At 68.2% G+C, this 26,498-nt stretch carries 29 protein-coding genes, 1 tRNA gene and 1 riboswitch; of the genes, 19 read left to right on the plus strand and 11 right to left on the minus strand.

The genetic code is table 11. The features are described 5' to 3' along the window. Positions 1 to 101 precede the first annotated feature (101 nt). Entirely contained in the window at positions 102 to 434 is a 333-nt protein-coding gene (locus tag OG912_RS22280) for a hypothetical protein (protein ID WP_326736422.1), read from the plus strand. Between the two features lie 20 nt (positions 435 to 454). Here OG912_RS22280 and OG912_RS22285 read toward each other — a convergent pair whose 3' ends face one another. Further along, positions 455 to 1,039, minus strand: a complete 585-nt coding sequence (locus OG912_RS22285; protein WP_326736421.1) for an isochorismatase family protein — start codon at positions 1,037 to 1,039, stop codon at positions 455 to 457. 189 nt (positions 1,040 to 1,228) lie between these two features. Next, entirely contained in the window at positions 1,229 to 2,557 is a 1,329-nt protein-coding gene (locus OG912_RS22290) for a nicotinate phosphoribosyltransferase (RefSeq protein WP_327710945.1), read from the minus strand. A 134-nt stretch (positions 2,558 to 2,691) separates the two neighbouring features. Here OG912_RS22290 and clpS point away from each other — a divergent pair, with 134 nt between their 5' ends. The 8 genes from clpS to OG912_RS22330 all read left to right on the plus strand — a co-directional run bounded on the left by clpS (position 2,692) and on the right by OG912_RS22330 (position 8,781). After that, positions 2,692 to 2,997 carry an ATP-dependent Clp protease adapter ClpS gene (gene clpS / locus OG912_RS22295; protein ID WP_018555894.1) on the plus strand — a complete coding sequence of 102 codons (306 nt, stop codon included), beginning with the start codon at positions 2,692 to 2,694 and terminating at the stop codon, positions 2,995 to 2,997. 44 nt (positions 2,998 to 3,041) lie between these two features. Beyond that, the gene (locus OG912_RS22300; RefSeq protein ID WP_327710946.1) at positions 3,042 to 3,677 is read left to right on the plus strand and encodes a DUF2017 domain-containing protein; all 636 of its coding nucleotides are present in this window, start codon (positions 3,042 to 3,044) and stop codon (positions 3,675 to 3,677) included. Positions 3,678 to 3,985: 308 nt separating this feature from the next. Next, the gene (locus OG912_RS22305; protein ID WP_327710947.1) at positions 3,986 to 5,422 is read left to right on the plus strand and encodes an amino acid permease; all 1,437 of its coding nucleotides are present in this window, start codon (positions 3,986 to 3,988) and stop codon (positions 5,420 to 5,422) included. 91 nt (positions 5,423 to 5,513) lie between these two features. Further along, positions 5,514 to 5,945, plus strand: a complete 432-nt coding sequence (locus OG912_RS22310; protein ID WP_327710948.1) for a M67 family metallopeptidase — start codon at positions 5,514 to 5,516, stop codon at positions 5,943 to 5,945. A gap of 133 nt (positions 5,946 to 6,078) precedes the next feature. Beyond that, positions 6,079 to 6,204, plus strand: coding sequence for a putative leader peptide (locus OG912_RS22315; RefSeq protein WP_261991849.1), 126 nt, complete (start codon positions 6,079 to 6,081; stop codon positions 6,202 to 6,204). 123 nt (positions 6,205 to 6,327) lie between these two features. Continuing rightward, a complete protein-coding gene (locus OG912_RS22320; RefSeq protein WP_326736416.1) occupies positions 6,328 to 6,606 on the plus strand; it encodes a MoaD/ThiS family protein in 279 nt (92 codons plus the stop codon). Beyond that, entirely contained in the window at positions 6,606 to 7,556 is a 951-nt protein-coding gene (locus OG912_RS22325) for a PLP-dependent cysteine synthase family protein (RefSeq protein ID WP_327710949.1), read from the plus strand. Before OG912_RS22320 ends, OG912_RS22325 begins: the two co-directional genes overlap by 1 nt. Before the next feature lie 472 nt (positions 7,557 to 8,028). After that, entirely contained in the window at positions 8,029 to 8,781 is a 753-nt protein-coding gene (locus OG912_RS22330; RefSeq protein WP_327710950.1) for an MBL fold metallo-hydrolase, read from the plus strand. A gap of 77 nt (positions 8,782 to 8,858) precedes the next feature. On the opposite strand, the gene OG912_RS22335 is transcribed toward OG912_RS22330, so the two are convergent. Together OG912_RS22335 and OG912_RS22340 are read right to left on the minus strand one after the other, a co-directional pair. After that, positions 8,859 to 10,136, minus strand: a complete 1,278-nt coding sequence (locus OG912_RS22335) for a PTS transporter subunit EIIC (protein WP_327710951.1) — start codon at positions 10,134 to 10,136, stop codon at positions 8,859 to 8,861. A gap of 272 nt (positions 10,137 to 10,408) precedes the next feature. Beyond that, positions 10,409 to 11,719: a PTS transporter subunit EIIC gene (locus tag OG912_RS22340; protein ID WP_327710952.1), complete on the minus strand. Its 1,311-nt coding sequence runs from the start codon at positions 11,717 to 11,719 to the stop codon at positions 10,409 to 10,411. A gap of 222 nt (positions 11,720 to 11,941) precedes the next feature. Here OG912_RS22340 and OG912_RS22345 point away from each other — a divergent pair, with 222 nt between their 5' ends. Further along, positions 11,942 to 12,175 (plus strand): glucose PTS transporter subunit EIIB, encoded by a 234-nt coding sequence (locus OG912_RS22345; RefSeq protein WP_018517946.1) that lies wholly within the window; start codon positions 11,942 to 11,944, stop codon positions 12,173 to 12,175. A 107-nt stretch (positions 12,176 to 12,282) separates the two neighbouring features. Here the strand turns inward: OG912_RS22345 and OG912_RS22350 are convergent, their stop codons facing one another. After that, the gene (locus OG912_RS22350; RefSeq protein WP_327710953.1) at positions 12,283 to 13,989 is read right to left on the minus strand and encodes a PP2C family protein-serine/threonine phosphatase; all 1,707 of its coding nucleotides are present in this window, start codon (positions 13,987 to 13,989) and stop codon (positions 12,283 to 12,285) included. Between the two features lie 126 nt (positions 13,990 to 14,115). On the opposite strand from OG912_RS22350, the gene rph reads away from it, so the two are divergent. From rph to rdgB, 3 genes are all read left to right on the plus strand, one after another. Beyond that, positions 14,116 to 14,853, plus strand: a complete 738-nt coding sequence (gene rph / locus OG912_RS22355; protein ID WP_327710954.1) for a ribonuclease PH — start codon at positions 14,116 to 14,118, stop codon at positions 14,851 to 14,853. Between the two features lie 100 nt (positions 14,854 to 14,953). Then, complete coding sequence (locus tag OG912_RS22360) at positions 14,954 to 15,349, plus strand: hypothetical protein (protein WP_326736411.1); 396 nt, start codon at positions 14,954 to 14,956, stop codon at positions 15,347 to 15,349. 32 nt (positions 15,350 to 15,381) lie between these two features. After that, positions 15,382 to 15,984, plus strand: a complete 603-nt coding sequence (rdgB, locus tag OG912_RS22365; RefSeq protein ID WP_327710955.1) for an RdgB/HAM1 family non-canonical purine NTP pyrophosphatase — start codon at positions 15,382 to 15,384, stop codon at positions 15,982 to 15,984. Positions 15,985 to 16,032: 48 nt separating this feature from the next. On the opposite strand, the gene OG912_RS22370 is transcribed toward rdgB, so the two are convergent. From OG912_RS22370 to bcp, 5 genes are all read right to left on the minus strand, one after another. Beyond that, positions 16,033 to 16,107 (minus strand) — tRNA-Leu (locus tag OG912_RS22370). A 15-nt stretch (positions 16,108 to 16,122) separates the two neighbouring features. Beyond that, the gene (locus OG912_RS22375; protein ID WP_327710956.1) at positions 16,123 to 16,965 is read right to left on the minus strand and encodes an HNH endonuclease signature motif containing protein; all 843 of its coding nucleotides are present in this window, start codon (positions 16,963 to 16,965) and stop codon (positions 16,123 to 16,125) included. Continuing rightward, positions 16,962 to 17,588, minus strand: coding sequence for an HNH endonuclease (locus OG912_RS22380; protein WP_327710957.1), 627 nt, complete (start codon positions 17,586 to 17,588; stop codon positions 16,962 to 16,964). The genes OG912_RS22375 and OG912_RS22380 overlap by 4 nt, the downstream gene beginning before the upstream one ends. 160 nt (positions 17,589 to 17,748) lie before the next feature. Continuing rightward, positions 17,749 to 19,245, minus strand: coding sequence for a glycine betaine/L-proline transporter ProP (gene proP / locus OG912_RS22385; protein ID WP_327710958.1), 1,497 nt, complete (start codon positions 19,243 to 19,245; stop codon positions 17,749 to 17,751). Between the two features lie 153 nt (positions 19,246 to 19,398). Continuing rightward, a complete protein-coding gene (gene bcp, locus OG912_RS22390; protein ID WP_327710959.1) occupies positions 19,399 to 19,866 on the minus strand; it encodes a thioredoxin-dependent thiol peroxidase in 468 nt (155 codons plus the stop codon). A 127-nt stretch (positions 19,867 to 19,993) separates the two neighbouring features. On the opposite strand from bcp, the gene OG912_RS22395 reads away from it, so the two are divergent. From OG912_RS22395 to OG912_RS22405, 3 genes are all read left to right on the plus strand, one after another. Then, complete coding sequence (locus OG912_RS22395; protein ID WP_327710960.1) at positions 19,994 to 20,308, plus strand: DUF3618 domain-containing protein; 315 nt, start codon at positions 19,994 to 19,996, stop codon at positions 20,306 to 20,308. 51 nt (positions 20,309 to 20,359) lie between these two features. Continuing rightward, complete coding sequence (locus OG912_RS22400) at positions 20,360 to 20,698, plus strand: GroES family chaperonin (protein ID WP_136325477.1); 339 nt, start codon at positions 20,360 to 20,362, stop codon at positions 20,696 to 20,698. 68 nt (positions 20,699 to 20,766) lie between these two features. After that, positions 20,767 to 20,833: riboswitch (guanidine-III (ykkC-III) riboswitch) on the plus strand. Between the two features lie 39 nt (positions 20,834 to 20,872). Continuing rightward, positions 20,873 to 21,193 (plus strand): DMT family transporter, encoded by a 321-nt coding sequence (locus OG912_RS22405; RefSeq protein ID WP_018555875.1) that lies wholly within the window; start codon positions 20,873 to 20,875, stop codon positions 21,191 to 21,193. Here OG912_RS22405 and OG912_RS22410 read toward each other — a convergent pair. Beyond that, the gene (locus tag OG912_RS22410) at positions 21,187 to 23,613 is read right to left on the minus strand and encodes a transglycosylase domain-containing protein (protein WP_327710961.1); all 2,427 of its coding nucleotides are present in this window, start codon (positions 23,611 to 23,613) and stop codon (positions 21,187 to 21,189) included. The genes OG912_RS22405 and OG912_RS22410 overlap by 7 nt on opposite strands. Positions 23,614 to 23,785: 172 nt before the next feature. Between OG912_RS22410 and OG912_RS22415 the strand changes: the two genes are divergently transcribed. From OG912_RS22415 to OG912_RS22425, 3 genes are read left to right on the plus strand one after another with little or no spacing between them, the layout of a single operon-like run. Then, positions 23,786 to 24,586: an ABC transporter permease gene (locus tag OG912_RS22415; protein WP_266779265.1), complete on the plus strand. Its 801-nt coding sequence runs from the start codon at positions 23,786 to 23,788 to the stop codon at positions 24,584 to 24,586. Continuing rightward, a complete protein-coding gene (locus OG912_RS22420; protein WP_327710962.1) occupies positions 24,579 to 25,448 on the plus strand; it encodes an ABC transporter permease in 870 nt (289 codons plus the stop codon). The genes OG912_RS22415 and OG912_RS22420 overlap by 8 nt, the downstream gene beginning before the upstream one ends. Positions 25,449 to 25,490: 42 nt before the next feature. Continuing rightward, positions 25,491 to 26,465, plus strand: coding sequence for an ABC transporter ATP-binding protein (locus OG912_RS22425; RefSeq protein WP_327710963.1), 975 nt, complete (start codon positions 25,491 to 25,493; stop codon positions 26,463 to 26,465). The last annotated feature ends 33 nt before the right edge of the window (positions 26,466 to 26,498 follow it).

Raw genomic sequence — 26,498 nt, forward strand, 5'->3', positions numbered from 1 at the left:
CATGATCGGCCGTCGCCCTCTAGCGGGCGGCGGCCGATCGTGTTTAGGTGCCTCTTGTTCGGTTTCTTATTGACACAACGTCTCACGGGGGAGCGCGGAGCATGGCAGGCGGAGGATTCAGCAAATTGCCGAACGGCAGTGTGGTCGTCGCGATCACCCTGCCGAGCCCGGCAGGAGGCGTGGGGCCGGACACCCCGGTACGCGTCCTGGTGCACGCGGCCAACCGGGCCCGCGCACTGACCCGGCTGCGCAATCTGGGCCTGCGCGCCGTCTACCTCCGCGGCAACGCGGAGCCGCCCACCCCGGACGAGATCACCGCCGTCCTGCACCACCCGGACGGCCTTCTGTGGCGCGCGAGACCCGAGCGGGCCCAGGAGCTCTGGCACCCGATACGAGCCCTGCTGAGGCCCGCCCTGCCCGCCCGGCAGAGCTGACTCCCGGGACGGGCCGCCGCTCAGACCACCGGCTTGCCGGACAGCACCACGCCGGCGTCCCGCAGCTCGGCCAGCGCCCGGTCCGTCGTCGCCTCGGCGACGCCCGCGGTCAGATCCAGCAGTACGTGCGTGGCGAAGCCCTCACGGACGGCGTCCAGCGCGGTGGCCCGCACGCAGTGGTCGGTCGCGATACCGACCACATCGACCTCGGTGACCCCGCGGTCACGCAGCCACTCGGCAAGACCCGCCCCGTTCTCGTCCTGCCCCTCGAAGCCGCTGTACGCGGCGGCGTACGCACCCTTGTCGAAGACGGTGTCGATCGCCCCGGAGGCGACCGCGGGGGCGAAATTGGGGTGGAAGCCCACCCCTTCCGTGCCGGCGACACAGTGCCTGGGCCAGGAGTGCTCGAAGTCCGGCGACTGCGAGAAGTGGTCACCCGGGTCGATGTGGTGGTCACGGGTGGCCACCACATGCCGGTAGCCCGGCTGGCCCGCACCGATCAGGTCGGTGATGGCGGCGGCGACATCGGCGCCCCCGGCCACCGCGAGGCTCCCGCCCTCACAGAAGTCGTTCTGGACGTCCACGACGATCAAGGCGCGGTGCATGGCGGGTGTCCTTCGGTGGGGGAGAGGGGGAGCGGCGGTTACGGGGGTGGCATCGAGCCTAGGGAATCGGACTTGGGTTAGGGAGGGGGGCGCCCGTGCAAATCAAGCCCGTCCGGGCAAAATCAAGCCCGTCCGGCGATTGAGGACAAAGCGATCACCGGGCGCCCCGCACCGAACCCCGCCGCCCCCTCACACGTACTCCGTAGGCAGCACCGGCTCGCCCCGGGACAACTGCATCGCGGACATCGGCAACCCCGCCCGCGCCGCGACATGCCGCTCCCGAGCCGCCTCCAGCGGCTCGCGCGCGACGACCTCGCCGCCCCTGACCAGCTCCACCAGCAGCTGCCGGCCCGCCAGCTCCGGCGGCACCGGACCGGTGCCGATCACCTCGGCCTCGGCCACCCCGTCCTCGTCCAGCCGGCGGGCCGCCCACTTGCGACCGCCCTTCGAGGACTTCGCGCCCAGCGACTTCTTCGCCACCGGCCGCAGCTCGTCCGCCGGATCCGCCGAGGCGGCGCGGGCGACCAGCTTGTAGACCATCGAGCAGGTGGGGTGCCCGCTGCCGGTCACCAGCTGCGTGCCCACCCCGTACGCGTCCACCGGCGCCGCGGCCAGCGACGCGATGGCGTACTCGTCCAGGTCCGACGTCACCACGATCTTCGTTCCCGTCGCGCCCAGCTCGTCCAGCTGCTGGCGCACCCGGTGCGCGACCAGCAGCAGGTCGCCCGAGTCGATGCGTACCGCACCGAGCTCCGTCCCGGCCACCTCGACCGCCGTACGGACCGCCGCGGTGACGTCGTACGTGTCGACCAGCAGCGTCGTGTCACGCCCCAGCGAGTCGACCTGCGCCTGGAACGCGTCGCGCTCGGAGTCGTGCAGCAGAGTGAACGCGTGGGCGCTCGTGCCGACCGTCGGGATGTTGTACCGGAAGCCCGCGGCCAGGTCGGACGTGGTGTCGAAGCCGCCGATGTACGCGGCACGGGCCGAGGCCACCGCCGACAGCTCGTGCGTGCGCCGGGCACCCATCTCGATCAGCCTGCGCCCGCCCGCCGCCGCCGACATCCGCGAGGCCGCCGCGGCGATCGCCGAGTCGTGGTTGAGGATCGACAGGATCACCGTCTCCAGCAGCACGCACTCGGCGAAGGAGCCCTCGACCCGCAGGATCGGCGACCCCGGGAAGTACACCTCGCCCTCCGGGTAGCCCCAGATGTCGCCGCTGAAGCGGTAGTCGGCCAGATAGGCGAGCGTCGGCCCGTCGACGACGTTCTGGTCGCGCAGGAAGGTGAGCATCTCGTCGTCGAAGTGGAAGTTCTCCACCGCGTCCAGGACCCGCCCGATGCCCGCGACGACGCCGTAGCGCCGCCCCTCGGGCAGCCGGCGGGTGAACGCCTCGAAGACCGAGCGCCGGTCGGCGGTGCCGGCCTTCAGTGCGGCCTGCACCATCGTGAGCTCGTACTGGTCGGTGAAGAGTGCGGTCGACGGCACACCGACCCGTCGCCCAAGGTCCGCTGAGTTCATGCCGGGGATGCTACCCCTATTTCGTCAAAGTGACGAGATGGGGGTGTCGCGGCAACCCCGCGGCAGGCCCCGGGCCCGCCGCACCACCGGCCCCGTTTGTGCGATGGGCCCTCCCGAGTGGCAGCATGGGGTAGGTGAGCGTCGCCCCCGTAGAGATCGAACGTCCCGAATCGGCCGAGGAGAACCTCGTTGTCCCCGAGCCCGACGTCCCCTGGGTGACGCTGGTCCACAACGACCCGGTCAACCTCATGAGCTACGTGACCTATGTCTTCCAGGCCTACTTCGGCTACTCCAAGGACAAGGCACACAAGCTGATGCTCGACGTCCACCAGAAGGGCCGCGCAGTCGTCTCCAGCGGCAGCCGCGAAGAGATGGAACGCGACGTCCAGGCCATGCACGGCTACGGACTGTGGGCCACCCTCACCCAGGACCGCAACTAGTACGTCCCGCCCCCGCCCCGCCCGACCACCATCGGAGAGAACCCATGGCCGGCCACTTCGAGGCCACCCCCGGCGGCGGCGCGGCCGTCGCGCTCGACGAGGTGGAGATCGCGATCCTGCGCTCCCTCGCCGTCCAGCTGCTCGAACTCATCGGCCCCGGCGACGAACCCGCCGAGGGGGAGGACCCGCTCGCCGCCCTCTTCGCCGAGGGCCCCAGCGAACCGCCGTCCGACCCCGCCCTCGCCCGCCTCTTCCCCGAGGCCTACGGCGACGACGACACCGAACTGCGCGCCGCGTCCGCCGAGTTCCGCCGCTTCACCGAGAACGACCTGCGCACCCGGAAGCGCGACGACGCCCTCGTCGTCGTCCGCACCCTCGACGCGCTCACGCCGCAGACGGAAGGGGCGTCGCGCAGCGACTCCGGCAAGGGCGGTGGTGGGCGACGGGCGGGCGGGGCCGCCGTACTCACCCTCACCGCCGACGAATGCCGCAGCTGGCTGGGCTCCCTCAACGACCTCCGGCTCACCATCGGCACCCGCCTGGAGGTCTCCGACGAGGACGGGGGCGAGGACGGCTCCCTCTACCGGCTGCCCGACAGCGACCCGCGCAAGCCCATGGTCATGGCCTACCTCTGGCTGGGCGGGCTCCAGGAAACACTCATCGAAACGCTGATGCCGTAAGAGGCCGACTGCCGGGTGTTCGCTCAACGGACGCTCAAATCCGAATAACGATCCCGTCACCTGAACGGTCTTTTTTGCAGCCGCAGGACACCGTTGTCCGCTTTTTCCTGTGGCGTGCGCCACATAATGTCCGGTGGATCACCGAGGGGCCCGTGATAAATCTTCACGACCACTCGGGGGACGCCACCCCTGTTTCCCGAGGGCGCTATGAACCGGCAACCGCCGGTGGCACTCCATCCATATCCGGGGGGATCAGGACCTGATCCGCAGCCGCAAGGCTCGGATCGGCGTGGAGAAAGGCGCAGCACATGACATCGGCGCAGGTCGACGACAAGGGACAGGGCCCGCACGCCACAGGCGTGGATGCCACCACATCCGCCGAGGGCTACCAGAGAGCACTCGGCGCCCGCCAGATCCAGATGATCGCGATCGGCGGAGCCATCGGCACCGGCCTCTTCCTCGGCGCGGGCAAAGCCATCGCCAAGGCCGGCCCCAGCCTCATCCTGGCGTATGCCATCGCAGGCCTGGTGATCTTCTTCATCATGCGGGCCCTGGGCGAACTCCTCATGTACCGCCCGGTCTCCGGCTCCTTCTCGGAGTACGCCCGCGAATTCATCGGCCCCTTCGCAGGCTTTGTCACCGGCTGGACCTACTGGCTGTTCTGGGTCGTCACCGGAATCACCGAAGTCACCGCGGCCGCCCAGTACATGACGTTCTGGTTCGACATTCCGCAATGGGTCTCAGCGCTGATCTTCACGATCATCCTGTACGGCGTGAACCTGATCTCCGTGAAACTGTTCGGTGAACTCGAATTCTGGTTCTCGATGGTCAAGGTCACCGCCATCGTCGGCATGATCCTCATCTGCGCCGGAATTCTCACCCTCGGCTTCTCCGACGCCGGCGACACCGCGTCCGTCACCCACCTGTGGGCCGACGGCGGCTTCTTCCCGCACGGCATCAAGGGCACCCTGATGACCCTGCAGATCGTGATGTTCGCCTTCCTCGCCGTCGAGCTCGTCGGCGTCACCGCAGGCGAGTCCAAGGACCCCAAGACCGTCCTGCCCAAGGCCATCAACACCGTGCCGTGGCGCATCGCCGTCTTCTACGTCGGCGCCCTCATCATGATCCTCTCGGTCGTGCCCTGGACCGAGTTCTCGCCGGACGTCTCCCCGTTCGTCGAAGCCTTCAAGAAGATGGGCCTCGGCGTCGGCGCGGGCATCGTCAACTTCGTCGTCCTGACCGCCGCACTCTCCTCCTGCAACTCCGGCATGTACTCCACCGGCCGCATGCTGCGCGACCTCGCGCTCAACGGCCAGGGCCCGAAGTTCTTCACCAAGCTGACCAGGAGCGGCACCCCGCTGGTCGGCACCACGTTCTCCGCCGCCCTCATGCTCGTCGGCGTCTGGATCAACTACCAGTGGCCCGGTGACGCCTTCACCTACGTCGTCTCCTTCGCCACCATCTCCGGCATGTGGGCCTGGATCATGATCCTGATCAGCCAGCTCCGCTACCGCCGCCTCGCCGACCGCGGAGAGCTCCCGCAGTCCACCTTCCGGGCCCCCGGAGCCCCGTACACCAGCGTCTTCGCCCTCGCCTTCATCGGCGTCGTCATCGTCATGATGGGCATCGACAAGGACACCAGGATCTCGCTCTACTGCGCCCCGCTGTGGGCCCTGATCCTCGGCGTCTCCTACCTGGTCCTCAAGGCCCGCAACCCCGGGAACAAGGCCTTCGCCGGCCGCTGAACCCCGGGCCTCGCAGAGGTCGAGTCCACGATGCGGGCCCCCGCGTACCACTCCTCGGTACGCGGGGGCCCGTCGTCCTATCCTGGGCGCCATGCTGACCATCACCCAGGCGCTGTACGACCAGATCGTCGCGCACTCCCGCGCCGACCACCCCGACGAGGCGTGCGGCGTGGTCGCCGGGCCCGCCGGAACCGGCCGCCCCGAACGCTTCATCCCCATGCTCAACGCGGCCCGCTCACCCACGTTCTACGAATTCGACTCGGCCGACCTCCTCAAGCTCTACCGCGACATGGACGACCGCGACGAGGAACCCGTGATCGTCTACCACTCGCACACCGCGACCGAGGCCTACCCCTCCCGCACCGACGTCACGTACGCCAACGAACCCGGCGCCCACTACGTCCTCGTCTCCACCGCCGACACCGACGAGGCAGGGCCCTTCCAGTTCCGCTCGTACCGCATCGTGGACGGCGAGATCACCGAGGAGGACGTCGAGGTCGTCGAGGCGTACACCGCCCCCTGACCACGCCCCCGACCCCGCCCCGCAGCGCCCGGACAGGGCCGCCCACCCGGCCCTGTCCACCTGTCGAACACCAACCATCCATCAGGTGAGATCACATTCCGGATCCCGGACCGGGAATCGATACGATGAGCCCATGGTTCCCCATGACGTGAGCGACAAGACGCCGGGCACGCTGCTCGTGGCGCGCCTGCACGTCGACCTGTGCCGGCTCGCCAGCGCGATCTGTACGAACCACCGGACCGCCGGCCGCGAGGCCTGACCCGGGCCGAGGCCCGGCGCCGCCCCACCGGACGCCACCCTTCACGCACCACCCCCTGCGCGGGGGCAGAGCCGCGCGCCCCACGCCCACCGCCACCACTCCGCTTCGACAGGAGCCCACGCCATGGCCATCGAGGTCCGCATCCCGACCATCCTCCGCACCTACACCGACGGCGCCAAGGCCGTCGAAGGCAACGGGGACACCCTCGCCGACCTCTTCACGGACCTGGAAAGCCGCCACACCGGCATCCGTGAGCGCATCGTCGACGGCGAGCAGCTCCGCCGCTTCGTGAACGTCTACCTCAACGACGAGGACGTCCGCTTCCTCGACGGCATCTCCACCAAGCTCAGCGACGGCGACAACATCACCATCCTCCCGGCCGTCGCCGGCGGCATGAACTGATGCGCTATGACAGCCCGCTCGCCGCAGTGGGCAACACCCCGCTCGTCCGCCTGCCGCGGCTGTCACCGGCGGACGACGTTCGCATCTGGGCCAAACTGGAGGACCGCAACCCCACCGGCTCGATCAAGGACCGCCCCGCGCTCCACATGGTCGAGCAGGCCGAGAAGGACGGCCGGCTCACCCCCGGCTGCACCATTCTCGAACCCACCAGCGGCAACACCGGCATCTCCCTCGCCATGGCGGCCAAGCTCAAGGGCTACCGCATCGTCTGCGTGATGCCGGAGAACACCTCCCAGGAGCGGCGCGACCTGCTCGCCATGTGGGGCGCCGAGATCATCTCCTCCCCGGCGGCGGGCGGCTCCAACACCGCCGTACGCGTCGCCAAGGAGCTGTCGGCCGAGCACCCCGACTGGGTGATGCTCTACCAGTACGGCAACCCCGACAACGCGGGCGCCCACTACGCCACCACCGGCCCCGAGATCCTCGCCGACCTCCCCTCGATCACCCACTTCGTCGCGGGCCTCGGCACCACCGGCACCCTCATGGGCGTCGGCCGCTACCTGCGCGAACACGTCGAAGGCATCAAGATCGTCGCCGCCGAACCGCGCTACGACGACCTCGTCTACGGCCTGCGCAACCTCGACGAGGGCTTCGTCCCCGAGCTCTACGACGCCTCCGTCCTCACCACCCGCTTCTCCGTCGGCTCCGCCGACGCCGTCACCCGCACCCGCGAACTCCTCCAGCAGGAGGGCATCTTCGCGGGCGTCTCCACCGGCGCCGCACTCCACGCGGCGATCGGCGTCGGCAACAAGGCGGTCAAGGCCGGCGAGAGCGCCGACATCGTCTTCGTCGTCGCCGACGGCGGCTGGAAGTACCTGTCGACGGGCGTCTACACCGCGCCGACGACGGAAGCGGCGATCGAAACGCTGCAGGGCCAGCTCTGGGCGTAGCCGCCCACGCTTTGCCGCCCGCCCCGGACGCCGGGGGCCAGGACCACAACGGTCCGGGCCCCCGGCGTCCGCCGTTTCGGGGGCTCCGCCCCCGCACCCCCGCTCCTCAATCGCCGGAGGGGCTTGATTTTGCTTCCGCCGGCGGGAAACCCACCCCCACCGGCGTGAACCCAGCCCCTCCGGCATGAACTCAGCCCCTCCGGCGTTCGAGGAGCGGGGTCCGGGGCGGAGCCCCGGTTACGGGAAGGGGCGGGCAGGGGAACAGGCCCGCCGCGGGCGCACCCCAGGCGCACCCACCCCAAGCGCACCCCAGAGGCGCCCCGCTTCCATCGAACCGGTGACAGCACAGGTGAGTTCCCCCACAACGGCACACTCCGAAGGAGCGACCACCTCTTTCGCGCCTTACGCTCAACAAACGCTCAAAGAACCGCACGGACCCTCCCCGTTCCCACGTCTCGGAGGTTCACGCTCCATGAAGCTCACCGTCGTCGGCTGCTCCGGCTCGTTCCCGTCCGCGGGATCGGCATGCTCGAGCTACCTCGTAGAGGCCGACGGCTTCAGGCTGCTCCTCGACATGGGCAACGGCGCCCTCGGCGAGCTGCAGCGCTACATCGGTCTCTACGACCTCGACGCCATCTTCCTCAGCCACCTCCACGCCGATCACTGCATCGACATGTGCGCGTACTTCGTCGTCCGGTACTACCCGCACGACGGCGGACGCCCGGCCCGCATCCCGGTGTACGGCCCGGACGGCACGGAGCAGCGGCTCACCACCGCGCACGCCGACACCCCGTCCGACCACGCGATGAGCGAGGTCTTCGACTTCCACACCCTGAAGCCCGGCTCGTTCGAGATCGGCCCCTTCTCGGTCCGTACGGAGAAGCTCTGCCACCCCGTCGACACCTTCGGCATCCGCATCGAGCACGGTGGCAGCTCACTCACGTACTCCGGCGACACCGGCACCTGCGAGGCCCTGGACGAGCTGGCCGAGGGCGCCGACCTCTTCCTCTGCGAGGCGTCGTTCGTCCACGGCAAGGAGGACATCCCGGACCTCCACCTCAACGGCCGCGAGGCGGGCGAGCTCGCCGCCCGCGCGGAGGTGGGCCGCCTGGTCCTCACGCACATCCCGCCGTGGACCGACGCCGACCGCAACCTCGCCGACGCCCGCGAGGTCTTCGACGGCCCGACGGAACTGGCGGTCCCGGGCGCGGTCTACGAGATCTAGCGCGCAGGCGCCCCACGCACGACGAAGCCCTCACCTTCCGCCGGGAAGGTGAGGGCTTCGAGCTGTGGTGGTACGGACTACTTGGCTTCGGCCTTGAGGAGCTCCGCGAGCTCCTCGTCGGACTCACGGCCCGGCGTCGGCAGGTTGAACTTGGTGATCGCGAAGCGGAAGACCACGTAGTAGATCGCCGCGAAGCAGAGACCGACCAGCGCGAGCAGCCAGGGCTTCTCCGCGATACCGAGGTTCAGGAAGTAGTCGACCGCACCGGCGGAGAAGCCGAAGCCGTCCTTCATGCCGAGGGCCCAGGTGAGCGCCATCGAGACACCGGTCAGCACCGCGTGGATCGCGTAGAGCACCGGGGCGATGAACATGAACGTGAACTCGATCGGCTCGGTCACACCGGTGACGAACGCGGTGGCGGCGAGCGAGAACATCATGCCGCCGACGACCTTGCGGCGCTCGGGGCGGGCGCAGTGGGTGATCGCGAGGCAGGCCGCCGGGAGGGCGAACATCATGATCGGGAAGAAGCCGGTCATGAACTGGCCCGCGGTCGGGTCTCCGTGCAGGAAGCGGGCGATGTCGCCGTGGTAGTCCACGCCGCCGTCGTTGTACGTACCGGCCTGGAACCACGGGAACGAGTTCAGGAGGTGGTGCATGCCGATCGGGATCAGCGCACGGTTGGCGACACCGAAGATGCCCGCGCCGACGGCACCGGATCCGACGAGCCACTCACTGAGGTTGTGCAGACCGGCACCGAGGACCGGCCAGATCAGACCGAAGATGATGCCGACGACCAGGCCCGCGAAGGCGGAGAGGATCGGGACCAGACGGCGGCCACCGAAGAAGCCCGCCCAGTCAGGCAGCTTGGTCCGGTAGAACTTCTGGTACAGCAGGGCGACGATTATGCCCATGACGACGCCGCCGAGCACACCGGCGTTGACCGGCGCCTCGTTCATGACGATCTTGCCGTCGACCACCGCCGCGACCTTGGGCAGGTTGCTGTCGGTGAAGGTGGCGAGCACCTTCTGGAAGACCAGGTAACCGGTGACGGCCGCGAGGGCGGTCGAACCGTCCGACTTCTTGGCGAAGCCGATCGCGATACCGACGCAGAACAGCAGCGGCATGTTGTCGAGCAGCGCGCCGCCGCCCGCCGCCATGTAACCGGCGATCTTGTTGATGAAGTCCGGGAAGGACTCCTTGCCGAGCATGTCGCCCTGTCCGAAGCGGACGAGCAGGGCGGCTGCGGGCAGCACCGCGACCGGCAGCATGAGGCTGCGGCCGATGCGCTGCATGACAGCCATCGCGCCGGCGCCCTTCTTCTTGGTGACCGCGGGAGCGGTGCCAGCCGTGGACATCAACTTCCTCCATTGGACAAGGCGCCGCCAGGGACAGGGTGTTCTGGGGTGGGCGGCGACTCGAGAAACGTGCCGCTGCGCGGCACGTGGTCTGGACCACTGAGTGGTGTAGACCAGTTGTAGCACGGTGAGGGTTAGATAAGGAACCTGCAATTTCCGACTACTTCGCAGTAGCCACCACGTACGCACAGTGACATGCCGAAGGCCCCCGGACCGGAGGTCCGAGGGCCTTGGATGACCAGTGCATAAACCCTGGTCAGGGGTAAGAACTGCTACTTCGTGAGGTTCTCCTCGATCTCCTCCTCCACCTCGTCGGGCTCACGGCCCGGCGTCTGGAGGTTGAACTTGGTGATCGCGAACCGGAAGATCGCGTAATACAGCGCGGCGAACGCCAGGCCGATCGGGATGATCAGCCACGGTTTCGTCGCGAGACTCCAGTTGATGGCGTAGTCGATCAGACCCGCCGAGAAGCTGAAACCGTCCTTCACCCCGAGTGCCCACGTCACCGCCATCGACACGCCCGTGAGCACCGCGTGGATCGCGTACAGCAGAGGTGCGACGAAGAGGAACGAGTACTCGATCGGCTCCGTGATTCCCGTCACGAACGAGGTCAGACCGACCGAGGCCATCATGCCGCCCACCGCCTTGCGGCGATGCGGCTTCGCGCAGTGGTAGATCGCCAGCGCCGCCGCGGGCAGCGCGAACATCATGATCGGGAAGAAGCCCGTCGTGAACTGACCGGCCGTCGGGTCACCCGCCAGGAACCGGTTGATGTCACCGTGCACGACCGTCCCGTCCGGTTTGGTGTAGTCACCGAACTGGAACCAGACGAACGTGTTCAGGAACTGGTGCAGACCGATCACCAGCAACGCACGGTTGGCCACACCGAAGACGCCCGAACCCGCCCAGTCCAGGTCCACCAGCCACTTCGAGAAGCTCGTCAGCCCGTCACCGATCGGCTGCCACAGCCACGCACACAGCGCCGCGAAGAGCAGACCCACGAACGCCATGATGATCGGGACCAGCCGGCGACCGTTGAAGAAGCCCAGCCAGTCCACCAGCTTCACCCGGTGGTACCGCTGCCAGAACCAGGCCGACATCAGACCCATCACGATCCCGCCGAACACCCCCGGGTTCTGGTACTCGGCCGCCGTCACCTGCGCGTCATCCGTGACACACGTACCGAACCAGGTACCGCCCGTCACGAACGTCGAACCCTCGTCACAGTCCACCGGGAACGCGTGCAGCACCGCGTAATACACGAGGAAGCCCGTCACCGCGGCCAGCGCCGTCGACCCGTCCGACTTCTTCGCCATGCCGATCGCGACACCCACGCAGAACAGCAGCGGCAGACCCAGACCCGAGTCCAGCAGCGCACCACCGGCAGCCGCGAACACCTTGGCGAGATTGTCCCAGCCGAGACCCTCGTCACCGAACACGTCCGGCTGGCCGAGCCGGTTGAGAATTCCCGCCGCCGGAAGAACGGCGATCGGGAGCTGAAGGCTGCGCCCCATCTTCTGCAGGCCCTGGAAGAGGCCGTTCCACCACTTTTTCTGTGGGATCGCTGCGCTGCTTGAGCTCATCGGCGTCCTCCCGGAACAGGCCACGTTTGGCGGGTGTTGCAGACTGGTGTAGACCAGTTGCGGTACGGTGCGGAGCCCGCCCGGAAGACAGGGCGCCGGTGATCGTCATCTTTGGTGATGGATCGGCTACTCGCTCGCGAAGTTGGGCCAACCGTGCGTTACCGTGACGAAACGGACCCAGGGTGGGCCGTCGCATGTACGTGAAGAACCAGGGAGAAGGCCATGGCCAGCAAGGCTGAGAAGATCGTCGCCGGGCTCGGCGGAATCGAGAACATCGAAGAGGTCGAAGGCTGCATCACCCGCCTCCGCACCGAGGTCATCGACCCGAGCAAGGTCGACGAAGCCGCGCTCAAGGCCGCCGGCGCCCACGGCGTCGTCAAGATGGGCACCGCGATCCAGGTCGTCATCGGCACCGACGCGGACCCCATCGCCGCCGACATCGAAGACATGATGTGACCCACCGCTGAACCCGACCGGGCCAACCACCCGGCCACACCGCAGGCCCCGCCCACCCGGACGGGGCCTGCGGCCGTTCCCCCGGCAAACCCGCCCGGGACCCACCCTCAACGCACCCGCACCGCCAGGATCGCCACATCGTCCGACGCCTCGCCGTCCCCCAGACACGCCTCCACCAGATACGCGCACAGATCACCCACATCCGAAGGCGCCGCCAACGCCGCCGCACGCAGACGCTCCAACCCCACCCCCAACTCCTCCCCGCGCCGCTCCACCAAGCCGTCCGTGTACAGCACCAACAACGCCCCCGCCGGCAGCTCGAACTCGTCCGCCTCCGCATCCCACTCATCCACCACACCCAGCGGCACCCCCTGACCCGCACGCAGGAACCGCGCCCCCGAATGGTCCACCAGCAACGGCGGACAATGACCGGCCGACGCCACCACCGCCCGCCGCTCCTGCGGATCCACCGTCATGTACAACACCGTCGCCAGATCCGTCAGCGCCATGTCCTGACTCAGCGCGTTCAGATCCGACAGCACCGCCACCGGATCCTCACCCTCCACCAGCGCATAACTGCGCAACGCCGTCCGCAACTGCCCCATCGCCGTCGCCGCACGCAACCCCTTGCCCATCACGTCACCCAGCGCCAGCCCCGCCTTCCCGCCCGGCAACGCCATCACGTCGTACCAGTCACCCCCGGCCTGCATCCCCCGCGCCCCCGGCAGACTGCACGCCGCGACCTGCACCCCCGCGATCTCCGGCAGCTCCTGCGCCAACATCGACTGCTGAAGCGTCCCCGCGATCCGCCGCTCACGCTCGTACAACAGATTGTTCTCGACCATCTGCCCCGCGAACCGGCAGTACGTCCCCACCAACTGCCGCTGCCGCAGCGTCGGCCGCCCCGGCTCCCGCCACGCCCAGGCCACCACGCCCAGCCGACGGCCCGACGTGGTGCTCAGCGCCAGCGCGTACACCCGACGGAACCCCGCCGCACGCCCCAGCTCACGCATGCTCGCCGAACACGACGGATCGGTCTCCACGTCCTCCACGATCAGCGCCCCGCCCGCCGCCTCCGCCTCATCGACCAGGAACCGCCCCGGCGGCAAGGCCTCCACCGCCTCACGCACCGACCGCACATCAGCCGGCATCCCGTACAGCGCACGCGTCCGCATCGAGGAACCGTCCTCGTCCCGCAGCCGCGCCACCCCCATGTCCGCCCGCAACAGCCGCGCGCCCTCACCCAGGACCTGATGCAGCGTGCCGTCCACGCTGTCGTGATCCGTCAGCCGCTCCGCCAGACCATGCACCCAGGTCGCGTCCTCCAGCTGCTCGGCCAGCCTGCGGTTCACCTCGTCCAGATCATCGGCCGCCCGCCGCTGCTGAGAAACGTCATGGATGAACGCGACGGCCAGCGGCAGCTCACCGGGACCGGAGTCCAGCGGAACAGCACTGATGTCCAGCCACAGCGCCCGCGCACCCTCCGGCATGTACCGCACCTCCGCCCGCGCCGGACGACGCAGCCCCAGCGCCACCCCCAGCGGCGACTCCGCGAACCGCAACGGCTCCCCGTTGCGGTCACTGAACGACGTGGCCGCCCGAGCCAGCCCGCCCGGCTCCGACGGCACCTGCGCCCCGAACAACTCCGCCAGCCGACCGTTCGCGAACACCGTCGTCGCCCCCCGCTCGGCGGAAGCGATGACGATCCCATGCGGCGCACCCTCCAGAACCTGGACGGACGCGAGGTGGTCCGCCAGGGGCAGACGCGGTGCGGCAAGCTGCGGCCGGATTGTCTGACTCGAAGGGAGGGACATCAGGAACTTCCTGTGAGGAGACTTAGACACTAAAAGCTTAAGCAACATCACAGTAAAGAGGGAAAGGCTGAACGTCCCCGGACAGCAGGACAAAGGTCCCACCACCCGCCGGATAGGCTTCCGCCCATGTCTCGTATCGACGGCCGCACCCCCGACCAGCTCCGCCCCGTCACCATCGAACGCGGATGGAGCAAGCACGCCGAAGGATCCGTACTCATCTCCTTCGGCGACACCAAAGTCTTCTGCACCGCCTCCGTCACCGAAGGCGTCCCCCGCTGGCGCAAGGGCAGCGGCGAAGGCTGGGTCACCGCCGAATACTCCATGCTGCCCCGCTCCACCAACACCCGCGGCGACCGCGAATCCGTACGCGGCAAGATCGGCGGCCGCACCCACGAGATCAGCCGCCTCATCGGCCGCTCCCTGCGCGCAGTCATCGACTACAAGGCCCTCGGCGAAAACACCATCGTCCTCGACTGCGACGTCCTCCAGGCCGACGGCGGCACCCGCACCGCCGCCATCACCGGCGCCTACGTCGCCCTCGCCGACGCCATCACCTGGGCCCAGGGCAAGAAGATCATCAAGCACGGCCGCAAGCCGCTCACCGGCACCGTCTCCGCCATCAGCGTCGGCATCGTCGACGGCACCCCCCTCCTCGACCTCTGCTACGAGGAAGACGTCCGCGCCGAAACCGACATGAACGTCGTCTGCACCGGCGACGGCCGCTTCGTCGAGGTCCAGGGCACCGCCGAGGCCGAACCCTTCAACCGCGAGGAACTCAACGCCCTCCTCGACCTCGCCACCGCAGGCTGCGTCGACCTCACCGCCTTCCAGAACGACGCCCTCACCCGCACCCTCGGCGAGTAAAGAAGCAACCAAGTCCCCCCGCACAGCGTCGATACGAATACGGGCGCACGGGTCGAACCGTGCGCCCGTCCACGTATCCGCACCCGGGGAGGACCACACCATGGCCACGCGCCACCGACGTCACCGCCGCACCGCACTGGCCATCACCGCCGCACTGCTCACCGTCACCGCGGCAGCCGGCTGCGGAGCCCTCGACAAGACCCTCGACTGCGTCCGCACCGCCGACGCCATCGCCACCAGCGTCGACAACCTCCAGCAGGCCGTCGCCAACGCCTCCAGCGACCCCACCCAGGCCTCCGAATCACTCGACGAGATCCAGAAGGAACTCGGCAACCTCGGCGACAAGACCGACAACGCCGACCTCGGCAAGGCCGTCGACGACCTCCAGGCCGGCATCGGCAACGTCCGCGACTCCATCGACAAGGGTGACGCCACCCCCGACATCACCCCCGTCACCGACGCGGCAACGGAGATCGGCAAGGTCTGCACCCCGTAACGCCCTGACCCCGGCGCGGCGATAATCGACCCATGACCCGCCTCATCCTCGCCACCCGCAACGCCGGGAAGATCACCGAACTCCACGCGATCCTCGCCGACGCAGGCCTCACCCACGAACTCGTCGGCGCGGACGCGTACCCGGAGATCCCCGACGTCAAGGAAACCGGCGTCACCTTCGCCGAGAACGCCCTCCTCAAGGCCCACGCCCTCGCCCGGGCCACCGGCCACCCCGCCATCGCCGACGACTCCGGCCTCTGCGTCGACGTACTCGGCGGCGCCCCCGGCATCTTCTCGGCCCGCTGGTCCGGCACCCACGGCAACGACAAGGCCAACCTGGACCTGCTCCTGGCCCAGCTCTCCGACATCGACGACACCCACCGCGCGGCCCACTTCGCCTGCGCCGCCGCGCTCGCCCTCCCCGACGGCACGGAACGCGTGGTCGAAGGCCGCCTGCTCGGCACCCTGCGCCACACCCCGTCCGGCACGGGCGGCTTCGGCTACGACCCGATCCTCCAGCCGGAGGGCGAGACCCGGACGTGCGCGGAGCTGACCGCGGCGGAGAAGAACGCGATCAGCCATCGGGGGAAGGCGTTCCGGGGGCTGGTGCCGGTGGTGCGGGAGTTGGTGGGGTGACGCAGAGATGCCCGGCCCTGTGAAGGGGCCGGGCATCTTACTGTCGGGTGCGCCCGGTCGGATTCGAACCGACATACACAGCCACCTAAAGACTGCCGCTCAAACCAGTTGGCGTGCGGGCGCATGCCGCCAGCAAGCTTACCGCCTCGGCGTAGCTGGGCGGGTGCGATTGGAGAATGTAGCTGTTTGGCTGTGACATGAAGGGCAGAGGTACCGAAGGTTCTGGAGGCGGTTGTCCAATCTGTCGCCACTGATGTGATCGATCTCTAGGACGAGCCGGTTTCCCCGCCATGTCTCGTCAGTTCCGCATCCCGCGCACTCCCGAGAGACTCCGACATCGTCGAGCGCTCGTCTCAGGAGGGCTGTGCGCGTTCGGCGTGTCCCGCCTTCAAGGCGCACGAGGATATCGGCGGCGGGTTTGCGGTGCGAGGAGCGACTGCCAGCCGAATGACCTTGGCCGGTGAAATGGCTGGTCGACAGGCGATACGCCTCAATGTCCCGTTTCAGGCGGGCGCGAGCGCCGCCATTGTCGACCTGCCCCAGCGCATTCAGCACGCCGGCGAGACTTCGTGACTCGGCCACTGCGGCGGCCAGTTCGTGGCGCGGTGTGGAAGGAGACCCGTACCTGCGCCCACTGGTGAAGTGGGACGTATCTATCCCGAGTCGATCGAGCTTGCTGCGAACGTATCCGTACGGGCTGTCGCCTGGATGGAGGCCCATGTACTCGAACATCTCTCGGATGCTGCATGAATGGGCTGCCGCCTCGCCAAGTAGCTCCTGCGGGTAGGCGTAGTGCGCTCGAACCGGCAGGGCCTCGTCGGCGAAGTGGGACGTGTCGATGTCGTAGTGCTTGAGTCGTTCGCCCACATATCGGCAAGTTCTGCTGCCCAGCGGTGCGCCGAGTCGGCGCAGGACGTCGACCAGGCTGGTCGCAGTCGCTGCGGTTCGTTCGAGCAGGTCGCGAGGATACTTGCCGCTCATAGCGCCCTGCCGCGCTTACGCCCGCGATAAGTGTCGGTCGCTGCATGGCAGTTGGGGCACAGGATGCGGAGGTTCTCCGGGCGGTTGTCCCACCAGTTGCCATTGACGTGATCGACTTCGAGTCGAAGCGGCTGATCCTGCCACTCGCCCCTGTTGCCGCATTCGACACATGCATTCTCGACGCCGTTGCGAGTGAGCTCTCGGCGCAGCCGTTCGCCGGGGACCCTGCCGTCCGTCGGGCTGCCGAGAACCAGTCGGTTCCCCAGCGCTCCTTTGGGGCGGTGTGGTGGTGTGCGCACGAAGTGCGATGTGTCGATCCGGAGACTGCTGATGCGGCGGCTGATATGGGCGTGATTTCCGCCCACAGGATTGATACCCAGACGGCGGACGACCTCGGTCACGCTCGTGGAGTGGGCGACCAGATCGCGCAGCTTCTCTTCGGTGTGGCGCACCCTCGTGTCGACGAAGTGTGAGATGTCCACACCCCACTCCGTCATCTTCTTCCGCAGGTAGCTCCGGCTCCCCGGCGTAGGCGTCCCCCCACACCACCGCACAGCATCATTGGCGTTCGTCGTCTCGCGCGCCGCTTCTTCAAGCAACTCGCGCGTATACCGAGCAGGCACGTTCCCCTCCGCATCCGGCCGCCCGTTCGCGGCCTCGTACGGAGTAACGAACCGTTTATCGGAGAGTCACGTCCGATATCCGACAAGATGCGGAATGGCCCGCCCCGCTTCGGCGACAACCGAAGCGTGGCGGGCCATTCCGCATGCAGGACGGGACGGGTCAGAACTTCGGGTCCGGCGTCTGCGCCGCCACCAGTTCCTCCGCCTCCGCGGTCGTCTCCACCGACGGGGGCGAGCCGGCCAGCGGCTTGTTGGCGGTCTCCTTCATGCAGGCCACCGCGATCACGCCCACCAGCGCCGCCGCCATCGCGTAGTACGCCGGCATCAGGTTGCTGCCCGACCAGCTGATCAGGGCCGTGATGACCAGCGGAGTCGTACCGCCGAAGATCGACGCGCTCAGGTTGTAGCCCACCGACAGGGACCCGTAGCGGACGTTCGTCGGGAACAGGGCAGGGAGGGCCGCGGACATCGTGCCGAGCATGCAGACGAGGGAGAGGCCCAGCATCAGCATGCCGATCGTGATCGCCGGGATGCTGCCCTCGCGGATCAGGAGGAAGGCCGGGAGGGAGAGGACCAGGAAGCCGACCATGCCCGTCATGAGCAGCGGCTTGCGGCCGAAGCGGTCGGAGAGTTTGCCGACCTGGCTGATGATCACCATCAGGAACACCATGACCGCGAGCAGGATCAGCAGGCCGTGGGTCTCGCTGTAGCCGAGTTCGTCGGAGAGGTACGTCGGCATGTACGACAGCAGCATGTAGTCGGTGATGTTGTACGCGCCGACCAGGCAGATGCAGAGGATCAGCGTCGGCCAGTAGTTGCGGAAGATCTTGGCGAGGTCGCCCTTGGCGGTGGTCTCGACGCCGTCCGCGGCCTCGGTGGCGTGTGCGGTGCCGCCCTCCAGCTTCTGGAAGGCCGGGGTCTCGTCCAGGCGCAGTCGCAGGTAGAGGCCGACGAGGCCGAGGGGGCCGGCGACGAGGAAGGGGATGCGCCAGCCCCAGGCTTCCATCTGGGTGTCGTTGAGCAGGGCGTAGAGCGCGGTGACCAGGCCCGCGGCTCCGACGTATCCCGCGAGGGTGCCGAATTCGAGGAAGCTGCCGAAGTAGCCGCGTCGTTTGTCGGGGGCGTACTCGGCGATGAATGTGGAGGCGCCGCCGTATTCGCCGCCGGTGGAGAAGCCCTGGAGCATCCGGAAGAGGATGAGGAGGATGGGGGCGCCGACGCCGATGGTGTCGTGGGAGGGGATGACGCCGATGGCGAAGGTGCCGACCGCCATCAGGATCATGGTGAGGGCGAGGACCTTCTTGCGGCCGATCTTGTCGCCCATGGGGCCGAAGAACATGCCGCCGAGCGGTCGTACGAGGAAGGCGACGGCGAAGGTGGCGAAGGAGGAGAGGAGCTGGGTGGTGTCGTTCCCGGACGGGAAGAAGACATGGCCCAGGGTGGCGGCCAGGTAGGAGTAGATGCCGAAGTCGAACCACTCCATGGCGTTACCTAGCGACGCCGCCTTGACCGCGCGCTTGACCGCCTGGTCGTCCGTGACGGTGATGTCCGTCCGGCGCAGCTTGGGGTTCTGGCGTTTTCGGATGGCGCGGAAGAGGGCGGGGTGGCGTTTGACCGCTTCGGGGTCGGCCGCCTGATGGGGGTCGGAGGCCGCCATGGCCGGGTCCTTTCCTCGGTGGGTGTTCCAGGAAAGGCTTCTGCGCGGTCATGGCGGTTGCAAACCGATTCGCCCGTGGATTGGGATGTCCATCACATGTTTCGGCCGTTCGGCCTAATCCGTGGGGGGTTTTTGAGTGGTTTGGTCGGCTGGTCAGATGCCGAGGTCCTTGATGATCTTGGCGACGTGGCCGGTGGCGCGCACGTTGTAGAAGGCGTGTTCGACCTTGCCGTTCTCGTCGACGACGATCGTGGAGCGGATGACGCCCATCACCGTTTTGCCGTAGTTCTTCTTCTCTCCGAAGGCGCCGTAGGCCTCCAGGGTCTCCTTGGCGGGGTCGCCGACCAGGGTGACCTTGAGGTTTTCCTCGTCGCGGAACTTTGCGAGCTTCTCCGGCTTGTCGGGGGAGATGCCGATGACGTCGTAGCCGGCGGCGGTCAGGAGGTCGAGGTTGTCGGTGAAGTCGCAGGCCTGCTTGGTGCAGCCGGGGGTGAGGGCGCGCGGGTAGAAGTAGACGATGACCTTGCGGCCCTTGTGGTCCGCGAGCGAGACGTCGTTCCCGTCGGCGTCGGGGAGGGTGAAGGCGGGGGCGGTGTCGCCGGGCGTGAGTCGCTCGCTCATGGTTCTCCTCTTTGGTGCGTGGGGTGTACGGGACCGAGAGTAATAGGGGTGCCGTCGGGTGCGGGGGCGGTCGAGCTGACAGACTGTCGATGAAGGTTTACCGGACGAGGACCACGGAGGCGGCGCAGTGTCGGATGCCAGGAGCCCTGCGCAGATCGAGGCGGACATCATCAGCAGGCGCGAGCAGCTCGCGGTGGTGCTCGATGAGATCGGGGTGCGGGTGCACCCGAAGACGATCATCGGTGACGCGAAGGCCAAGGCGGCCGAGGCTGTGGACCGGACGGCGGGGCGGGCGTTCGTCGCGGTGAACCGGACGGTGTCGGATGTGAAGGCGCAGTTCGTGTCGGAGGAGGGTGCGCCGCGTCTGGAGCGGGTGATTCCGGCGGCGTTGCTCGTGGTGGGTGTGGTGGGTCTGCTGGCTGTGTCCAGGCGGCGGAAGTAGCACTGACCCCGAGGGCGCGCGCTCGCCTCGCGGCCAGGTAGGTTGCGGGGCGTGAGCGAGAACAGCGACGACAAGCTGCCCATCCGGATGCTGCACGATCGTGTGCTGGTCCGGTCCGATTCGCCTGAGGGCGAGCGGCGTTCCGGCGGCGGGATTCTGATTCCGGCGACGGCTGCGGTCGGGCGCCGGCTGGGCTGGGCTGTGGTGGTCGCGGTGGGGCAGAACGTGCGGACGGTGGAGCCGGGGGACCGGGTGCTGTACGACCCCGAGGACCGTGCCGAGGTCGAGGTGCGGGGCGTGGCGTATGTGCTGATGCGGGAGCGGGATCTGCATGCGGTGGCTGCGGACCGGTTCGAGGGTTCGGTGGATTCGACCGGCCTGTATCTGTAGTCCCCGATCTGTAGTCGTGATGGTGGTGTGCGAGGCCTGGTGACCGTTGTCACCAGGCCTTTTGCCTGTTCTTTGCTAGGGTGGTGGGACCCCGACGAGACGCGCCGTACCGGGTTTCCGTAAAGACGACGCACCCGTTTTGTTCGTGTGTTCTGTGTCGTCGGAGGTGCCGTCATGGCGTGGGTTCTGTTGGTGGTCGCGGGTCTGCTGGAAGTGGCCTGGTCGATCGGGATGAAGTACACCGAGGGGTTCACCCGTCTGTGGCCGAGTGTGTTCACGGGGCTGGGGATTGTCGCGAGCATGCTGTTGCTGTCGCATGCGGCGCGGACTCTGCCGATCGGTACGGCGTACGGGGTGTGGGTCGGTATCGGTGCGGCGGGTGCGGCGGTGCTGGGCATGGTGGTGCTGCATGAGCCGGTGACCGCGGCGCGGATCTTCTTTGTGTGTCTGTTGCTGGTGGCCGTGGTGGGGCTGAAGGCGACTTCGGGTCACTGACGGGCGGGGGCGGCGGCGGGAGCTCGGGTGCCGCGGGCGCCTTCGAAGAAGCCTCCGCCGCCGTTGTCTCCGCCTCCGTTGTCGCCTCCGCCGTTGTTCCCACCGCCGTTGTCGCCTCCGCCCGTGCCGCCGCCCGTGTCCGCGCCGCCGTTCGTGATGCCGCCGATGGGGGTGTCGGAGGTGCCGGGGGTGGTCTGCGGTGCGGACGGGGTGGTGGTGGGCGGGGTGCTGGACGGGGTGGTCGGGGGTGTGCTGGAGGGGGTCCGGGAGGGCTGTCCGGTGGTGCCGGGTGCGGTGTTCTCCTGGGTGGGGAGTGCGGTTTCGTCGGTGCCGCTCTCCAGGTCGAGGTGGAAGTTCTCGACGGGGGTGCCGCGCAGGGCGGTCCGGGTGTACTGGGCCCAGGTCAGGGCGGGGGCGCCGCCGCCGTTGATGCGGGCCAGGCCGAGTGCTCCGTAGAGGGGCTTCTGGGCGCCGGTGTCGGGGTTCTGGCCCATGACGGCGATGACGGTGGCGAGGTCGGGGGTGTAGCCGGCGAACCAGGCGGCCTTGTCCTCCTCGGCGGTGCCGGTCTTTCCGGCGGAGGGGCGGCCGGAGCCCTGGGCCGCGGTGCCGGTGCCGCCGTCGACGACGCTCTGGAGGATGGACGTCGTGGTGTCGGCGGCTTCGCGGGTGACGGCCTGCTGGGTGGTGCGGTCGGGGAGTTTGACGCTCTCGCCGTCCTTGGTGACGTTGTCGACGAGGACGTGGGCGCCGTGTTTGCCGTGGTTGGCGAGGGTGGCGTAGGCCTCGGTCATGTCGAGGACGCTGGCGGTGGCGGGGCCCAGCGCGATCGAGGGGGAGGCGGTGAGGTCGGGGGTGTCCTTGGGGATGCCGAGGTCGGTGGCGGTCTGGAGGACCTTGGAGGGGCCGACGTCCTCGGCCATCTGGGCGTAGACGGCGTTGACGGATTTGTCGGTGGCGGTGCGGACGGTGATGGGGCCGTAGCTGCGGTCGTCCTCGTTGGCCGGGTCGTATCCGGTGGGTCCGTCGGGTCCCTGGACCATGCGTTTGTTGGTGCCGTCGTAGATGGTGCTGGGGGTGATGCGGCGGCCGTCCTGGGTGGTGGAGCGGTTGGCGACGGCGGAGGTGAAGACGAAGGGCTTGAAGGTGGAGCCGACCTGGTAGTCGCGGCGGGTGGCGTTGTTGACGTACTGCTTGGTGTAGTCGATGCCGCCGTACATGGCGAGGACGCGGCCGGTGGCGGGGTCGATGGAGGCGCCGCCGACGCGGACGTTGCGGTCGGCCTTGTTCTTCTTGCTGGTCTTGGACATGACGTTGTCGTCGACGGCTTTGACGAGGGCGTCCTGTTTCTTCTTCTCCAGCGTGGTGGTGATGCGGTAGCCGCGGGTGGCGAGGGTCTTCTCGTCGAGGATGTCGTTCTGGATGAGGTAGTCCTCGACGGCCTGGACGATGTAGCCGCGTTGTCCGGAGAGGCTGTTGGTGGGCTTGACGGCGCCGGGTTTGGGGAAGGTGAGGGCGGCGCGTTCGTCGGCGCCGAGCCATTCCTCCTTGACCATGCCGTCGAGTACGTAGTTCCAGCGGGCGAGGGCGGCGGGTTTGTTCTCGGGGTGGGTGACGACGTCGTAGGCGCTGGGGGCGTTGAGCAGGGAGGCGAGGTAGGCGCCTTCGGCGGTGGTGATGTCGCCGATGTCCTTGCTGTAGTAGGCCTGGGCGGCGGCCTGGATGCCGTAGGCGTTGCGGCCGAAGTAGCTGGTGTTGAGGTAGCCCTCGAAGATCTGGTCCTTGGATTCTTCGCGGTTGAGTTTGATCGCGATGAAGAATTCCTTGACCTTGCGGACGACGGTCTGTTCCTGGCCGAGGTAGTAGTTCTTGACGTACTGCTGGGTGATGGTGGAGCCGCCCTGTTTGCCCTTGCCGGTGAGGGTGTTCCAGCCGGCCCGGATCATCGCCTTGATGTCGACGGCGCGTTCGGAGTAGAAGTCGCGGTCCTCGGCGGCGAGGACGGCGTGCTGGACGTTGAGCGGGACCTGGGCGAGTTTGACGTTCTCCCGGTTCACCTCGCCGTCGCGGGCGATGACGCTGCCGTCCTTGTAGAGGTAGACGTTGGACTGGGCGGTGGCGCTGGCGTTGGCGGGCGGGATGTCGACGAGTTGGTAGCCGGCGATGAAGCCGCCGATCAGGACCAGTGCGATGAGGAGGAGTCCGCCGAGGACCATGCGCCAGGTGGGGATGGCGCGGCGCCAGCCGGTGCGTTTGGGGCGTTTGGGCTTCCTCTGCTTCGTCCGGTTCTTGGCGCCGGTGGTGTCGGCGTCGGCCGGGGTGCCCTGTCCTGTGGGGGCGGCAGCGTCGGCAGGCAGGTCTCTGGGGGTCCAGCCCGGGTCGCCCGGGTCCCCGTTCTGCTGCTGTGGCTCGTCGCTCATGTCGGTGCAGACTCCTCGGCCGCGGTCAGTTCCCCCATAGTGCACTTTTCTGCGGAATAACTACCGGATCGACCTTCGTAAAGCGGTCGCGGCGGTTGCCCCGGCTGGGCTAGGCTCCTGCGCTTTGGTGTCCACGCGTGGTGGGGCACCCCGATTGCGGGGGGTGGTTGCTGTGCGGCTCTACGCGGTGGTGGCGGCGGGCGGGTTCCGGCGCTATGCCACGTACCGGATCGAGACGGCCGCGGGGGTGTTCACCAACACCGTCTTCGGCTTCATCCTGGCGTACACGTATGCGGCGCTGTGGGACGAGCGTCCGCAGCTCGGCGGATACGACATGTCGCAGGCGCTCACGTATGTGTGGCTGGGCCAGGCGCTTCTGATGACGTGCGTGATGATGGGCGGCGGTTTCGAGAACGAGCTGATCGAGCGGATCCGTACGGGTGATATCGCGGTCGATCTCTACCGGCCTGTTGACCTTCAACTGTGGTGGCTGGCGGGTGACTTGGGTCGGGCGGCGTTTCATCTGCTGGGGCGCGGCATCGTGCCGATGGTCCTCGGTTCGCTCGCGTTCGATCTGGTGATGCCCGCGTCGCCGGGGACCTGGGTGGCGTTCCTGGTCGCGGTGGCGCTGGGTGTCGTGGTGAGTTTCGCGCTCCGCTATCTGGTCGCGCTGTCGGCGTTCTGGCTGATGGACGGGGCGGGGGTGGCGCAGATGTCGTTCCTGGCGGGGATGTTCTTCTCGGGGATGCTGCTGCCGCTGAATCTGTTCCCGGGGCTGCTGGGTGAGGTGGCGCGGGCGCTGCCGTGGTCGGCGCTGCTCCAGGTGCCGGCCGATGTGTTCCTCGGCAAGCACACGGGCTGGGGTCTGGTGCGGGTGTACGCGTTCCAGGCGGGCTGGGCGCTGGTGCTGCTGCTGGCGGGGCGGTTGGTTCAGTCGGTGGCGACGCGGAGGGTGGTGGTCCAGGGTGGCTGAGGTGGTGGACGCGGTCGTGGGGGACGCGCCCGATGCGGTGTTCGTTCCCCGGTCGCGGGTGGTCGAGGGGGTCCGGGCGTACGGGCTGATCGTCGCGATGTGGCTGCGCTCGACGATGGCGTACCGGGCGTCGTTCGTGATGATGGCGCTCGGGAACTTCGCGGCGACGGCGTTCGACTTTGTCACGATCGTGCTGATGTTCTCGCACGTGGATGTGCTGGGCGGGTTCACGCTGCCGGAGATCGCCCTGTTGTATGGGTCGGCGGGTATGGCGTTCGGGCTGGCGGATCTGCTGATGGGGTCGATGGACCGGCTGGGCCAGCGGGTGCGGGACGGCACGCTGGACACGTTGCTGGTGCGGCCGGTCCCGGTGATCGCGCAGGTGGCGGCGGACCGGTTCGCGCTGCGCAGGCTGGGGCGGGTGTCCCAGGGGCTGCTGGTGTTCGGCTATGCGCTGGTGACGCTGGACATCGGGTGGACCGTGGCGAAGGTGGTGCTGGTGCCGCTGATGGTGCTGAGCGGGGCGGCGATCTTCTCGGCGGTGTTCGTGGCCGGCGGGGCGTTCCAGTTCGTCGCGCAGGATGCCTCGCAGGTGCAGAACTCCTTTACGTACGGAGGGGCGACGCTGCTCCAGTACCCGCCGTCGGTGTTCGCGACGGATCTGGTGCGCGGGGTGACGTTCGTCGTGCCGCTGGCTTTCGTGAACTGGCTGCCTTGTCTGTATGTGCTGGGCCGGGACTATCCGCTGGGGCTGCCGGACTGGGTGGCGTTCCTGCCACCGCTGGTGGCGGGCGTGTGCTGGGTGGGTGCGGGTCTGGCGTGGCGGGCGGGGCTGAGGGCGTACCGGAGCACGGGAAGTTGACGGAGTGACGGGCGAGAAGGGGCGTGAAGGGGTGTGAAGGGTATGGATACGGACTTCATCGAGCTCGACGGTGTCGAGAAGGTCTTCGACGTCCGCCGCAGGACGGGTTTCCTGCGCAGCGAACGTCGTGAGGTGCGGGCCGTGGACGGGATCAGTTTTCGCGTGGCGCGCGGTGAGATGGTCGGTTACATCGGCCCGAACGGGGCGGGGAAGTCGACGACGATCAAGATGCTGACCGGGATCCTCACCCCGAGTGGGGGTTCGCTGCGGGTGGCGGGCATCGATCCGTCCCGGGAGCGTACGAGGCTGGCGCAGCGGATCGGTGTGGTCTTCGGGCAGCGCACCACGCTGTGGTGGGACCTGCCGTTGCGTGACTCGTACCGGCTGATGCACCGGATGTACCGGATTCCCGATGACCGCTTCCGCGTCAACATGGACCGCTGCATCGAACTCCTCGACCTGGCCGAGCTGTTGGACGTGCCGGTGCGGCAGTTGTCGCTGGGGCAGCGGATGCGTGGCGACATCGCGGCGGCGCTGTTGCACGATCCGGAGGTGTTGTATCTGGACGAGCCGACGATCGGCCTCGATGTGGTGTCGAAGGCCAAGGTCCGTGGATTTCTGCGGGACTTGAACGTGGAGCGGGGTACGACGGTGCTGCTCACCACGCACGATCTGACCGATATCGAGCAGTTGTGCAAGCGGGTGATGGTGATCGATCACGGCCGTCTGATGTACGACGGTGCGCTCGCGGGGCTGCATGAGGTGGGCGAGAGCGAGCGGATGCTCGTGGTGGATCTGGAGCGTGAACTCCCGCCGATCAGGCTGGAGTCGGAGCCGTCGGTGCGTACGGTGAAGGTGGAGGGGGTGCGGCAGTGGCTGGCGTTCCCGGCGTCCGCTTCGGCGGCGCCGCTGGTGGCGCGGATCGCCGCCGAGTACCCGTTGATGGACCTGTCGGTGCGGGAGCCGGACATCGAGGCCGTGATCGCGAAGATGTACGCGTCGGCTACCTGTCTGTAGATCGGTGACGGGAGCGGGCGCGTTCAATAGGCT

Origin of the sequence: Streptomyces sp. NBC_00464, from assembly GCF_036013915.1 — a bacterium.
GTDB lineage: Bacteria > Actinomycetota > Actinomycetes > Streptomycetales > Streptomycetaceae > Streptomyces.

What these genes read in the sequence shown, in the direction of transcription:
- OG912_RS22290 (WP_327710945.1), bottom strand. Translation starts at nt 2,557, where the DNA reads ATGAACTCAGCGGACCTTGGGCGACGGGTCGGTGTGCCGTCGACCGCA.
- OG912_RS22315 (WP_261991849.1), top strand. Translation starts at nt 6,079, where the DNA reads ATGGTTCCCCATGACGTGAGCGACAAGACGCCGGGCACGCTGCTCGTG.
- OG912_RS22405 (WP_018555875.1), top strand. Translation starts at nt 20,873, where the DNA reads ATGGCGTGGGTTCTGTTGGTGGTCGCGGGTCTGCTGGAAGTGGCCTGG.
- OG912_RS22410 (WP_327710961.1), bottom strand. Translation starts at nt 23,613, where the DNA reads ATGAGCGACGAGCCACAGCAGCAGAACGGGGACCCGGGCGACCCGGGC.
- OG912_RS22330 (WP_327710950.1), top strand. Translation starts at nt 8,029, where the DNA reads ATGAAGCTCACCGTCGTCGGCTGCTCCGGCTCGTTCCCGTCCGCGGGA.
- OG912_RS22305 (WP_327710947.1), top strand. Translation starts at nt 3,986, where the DNA reads ATGACATCGGCGCAGGTCGACGACAAGGGACAGGGCCCGCACGCCACA.
- OG912_RS22285 (WP_326736421.1), bottom strand. Translation starts at nt 1,039, where the DNA reads ATGCACCGCGCCTTGATCGTCGTGGACGTCCAGAACGACTTCTGTGAG.
- rph (WP_327710954.1), top strand. Translation starts at nt 14,116, where the DNA reads ATGTCTCGTATCGACGGCCGCACCCCCGACCAGCTCCGCCCCGTCACC.
- OG912_RS22320 (WP_326736416.1), top strand. Translation starts at nt 6,328, where the DNA reads ATGGCCATCGAGGTCCGCATCCCGACCATCCTCCGCACCTACACCGAC.
- proP (WP_327710958.1), bottom strand. Translation starts at nt 19,245, where the DNA reads ATGGCGGCCTCCGACCCCCATCAGGCGGCCGACCCCGAAGCGGTCAAA.
- OG912_RS22425 (WP_327710963.1), top strand. Translation starts at nt 25,491, where the DNA reads ATGGATACGGACTTCATCGAGCTCGACGGTGTCGAGAAGGTCTTCGAC.
- OG912_RS22335 (WP_327710951.1), bottom strand. Translation starts at nt 10,136, where the DNA reads ATGTCCACGGCTGGCACCGCTCCCGCGGTCACCAAGAAGAAGGGCGCC.
- rdgB (WP_327710955.1), top strand. Translation starts at nt 15,382, where the DNA reads ATGACCCGCCTCATCCTCGCCACCCGCAACGCCGGGAAGATCACCGAA.
- OG912_RS22350 (WP_327710953.1), bottom strand. Translation starts at nt 13,989, where the DNA reads ATGTCCCTCCCTTCGAGTCAGACAATCCGGCCGCAGCTTGCCGCACCG.
- OG912_RS22340 (WP_327710952.1), bottom strand. Translation starts at nt 11,719, where the DNA reads ATGAGCTCAAGCAGCGCAGCGATCCCACAGAAAAAGTGGTGGAACGGC.
- OG912_RS22325 (WP_327710949.1), top strand. Translation starts at nt 6,606, where the DNA reads ATGCGCTATGACAGCCCGCTCGCCGCAGTGGGCAACACCCCGCTCGTC.
- bcp (WP_327710959.1), bottom strand. Translation starts at nt 19,866, where the DNA reads ATGAGCGAGCGACTCACGCCCGGCGACACCGCCCCCGCCTTCACCCTC.
- OG912_RS22375 (WP_327710956.1), bottom strand. Translation starts at nt 16,965, where the DNA reads ATGAGCGGCAAGTATCCTCGCGACCTGCTCGAACGAACCGCAGCGACT.
- OG912_RS22300 (WP_327710946.1), top strand. Translation starts at nt 3,042, where the DNA reads ATGGCCGGCCACTTCGAGGCCACCCCCGGCGGCGGCGCGGCCGTCGCG.
- OG912_RS22345 (WP_018517946.1), top strand. Translation starts at nt 11,942, where the DNA reads ATGGCCAGCAAGGCTGAGAAGATCGTCGCCGGGCTCGGCGGAATCGAG.
- OG912_RS22310 (WP_327710948.1), top strand. Translation starts at nt 5,514, where the DNA reads ATGCTGACCATCACCCAGGCGCTGTACGACCAGATCGTCGCGCACTCC.
- OG912_RS22280 (WP_326736422.1), top strand. Translation starts at nt 102, where the DNA reads ATGGCAGGCGGAGGATTCAGCAAATTGCCGAACGGCAGTGTGGTCGTC.
- OG912_RS22360 (WP_326736411.1), top strand. Translation starts at nt 14,954, where the DNA reads ATGGCCACGCGCCACCGACGTCACCGCCGCACCGCACTGGCCATCACC.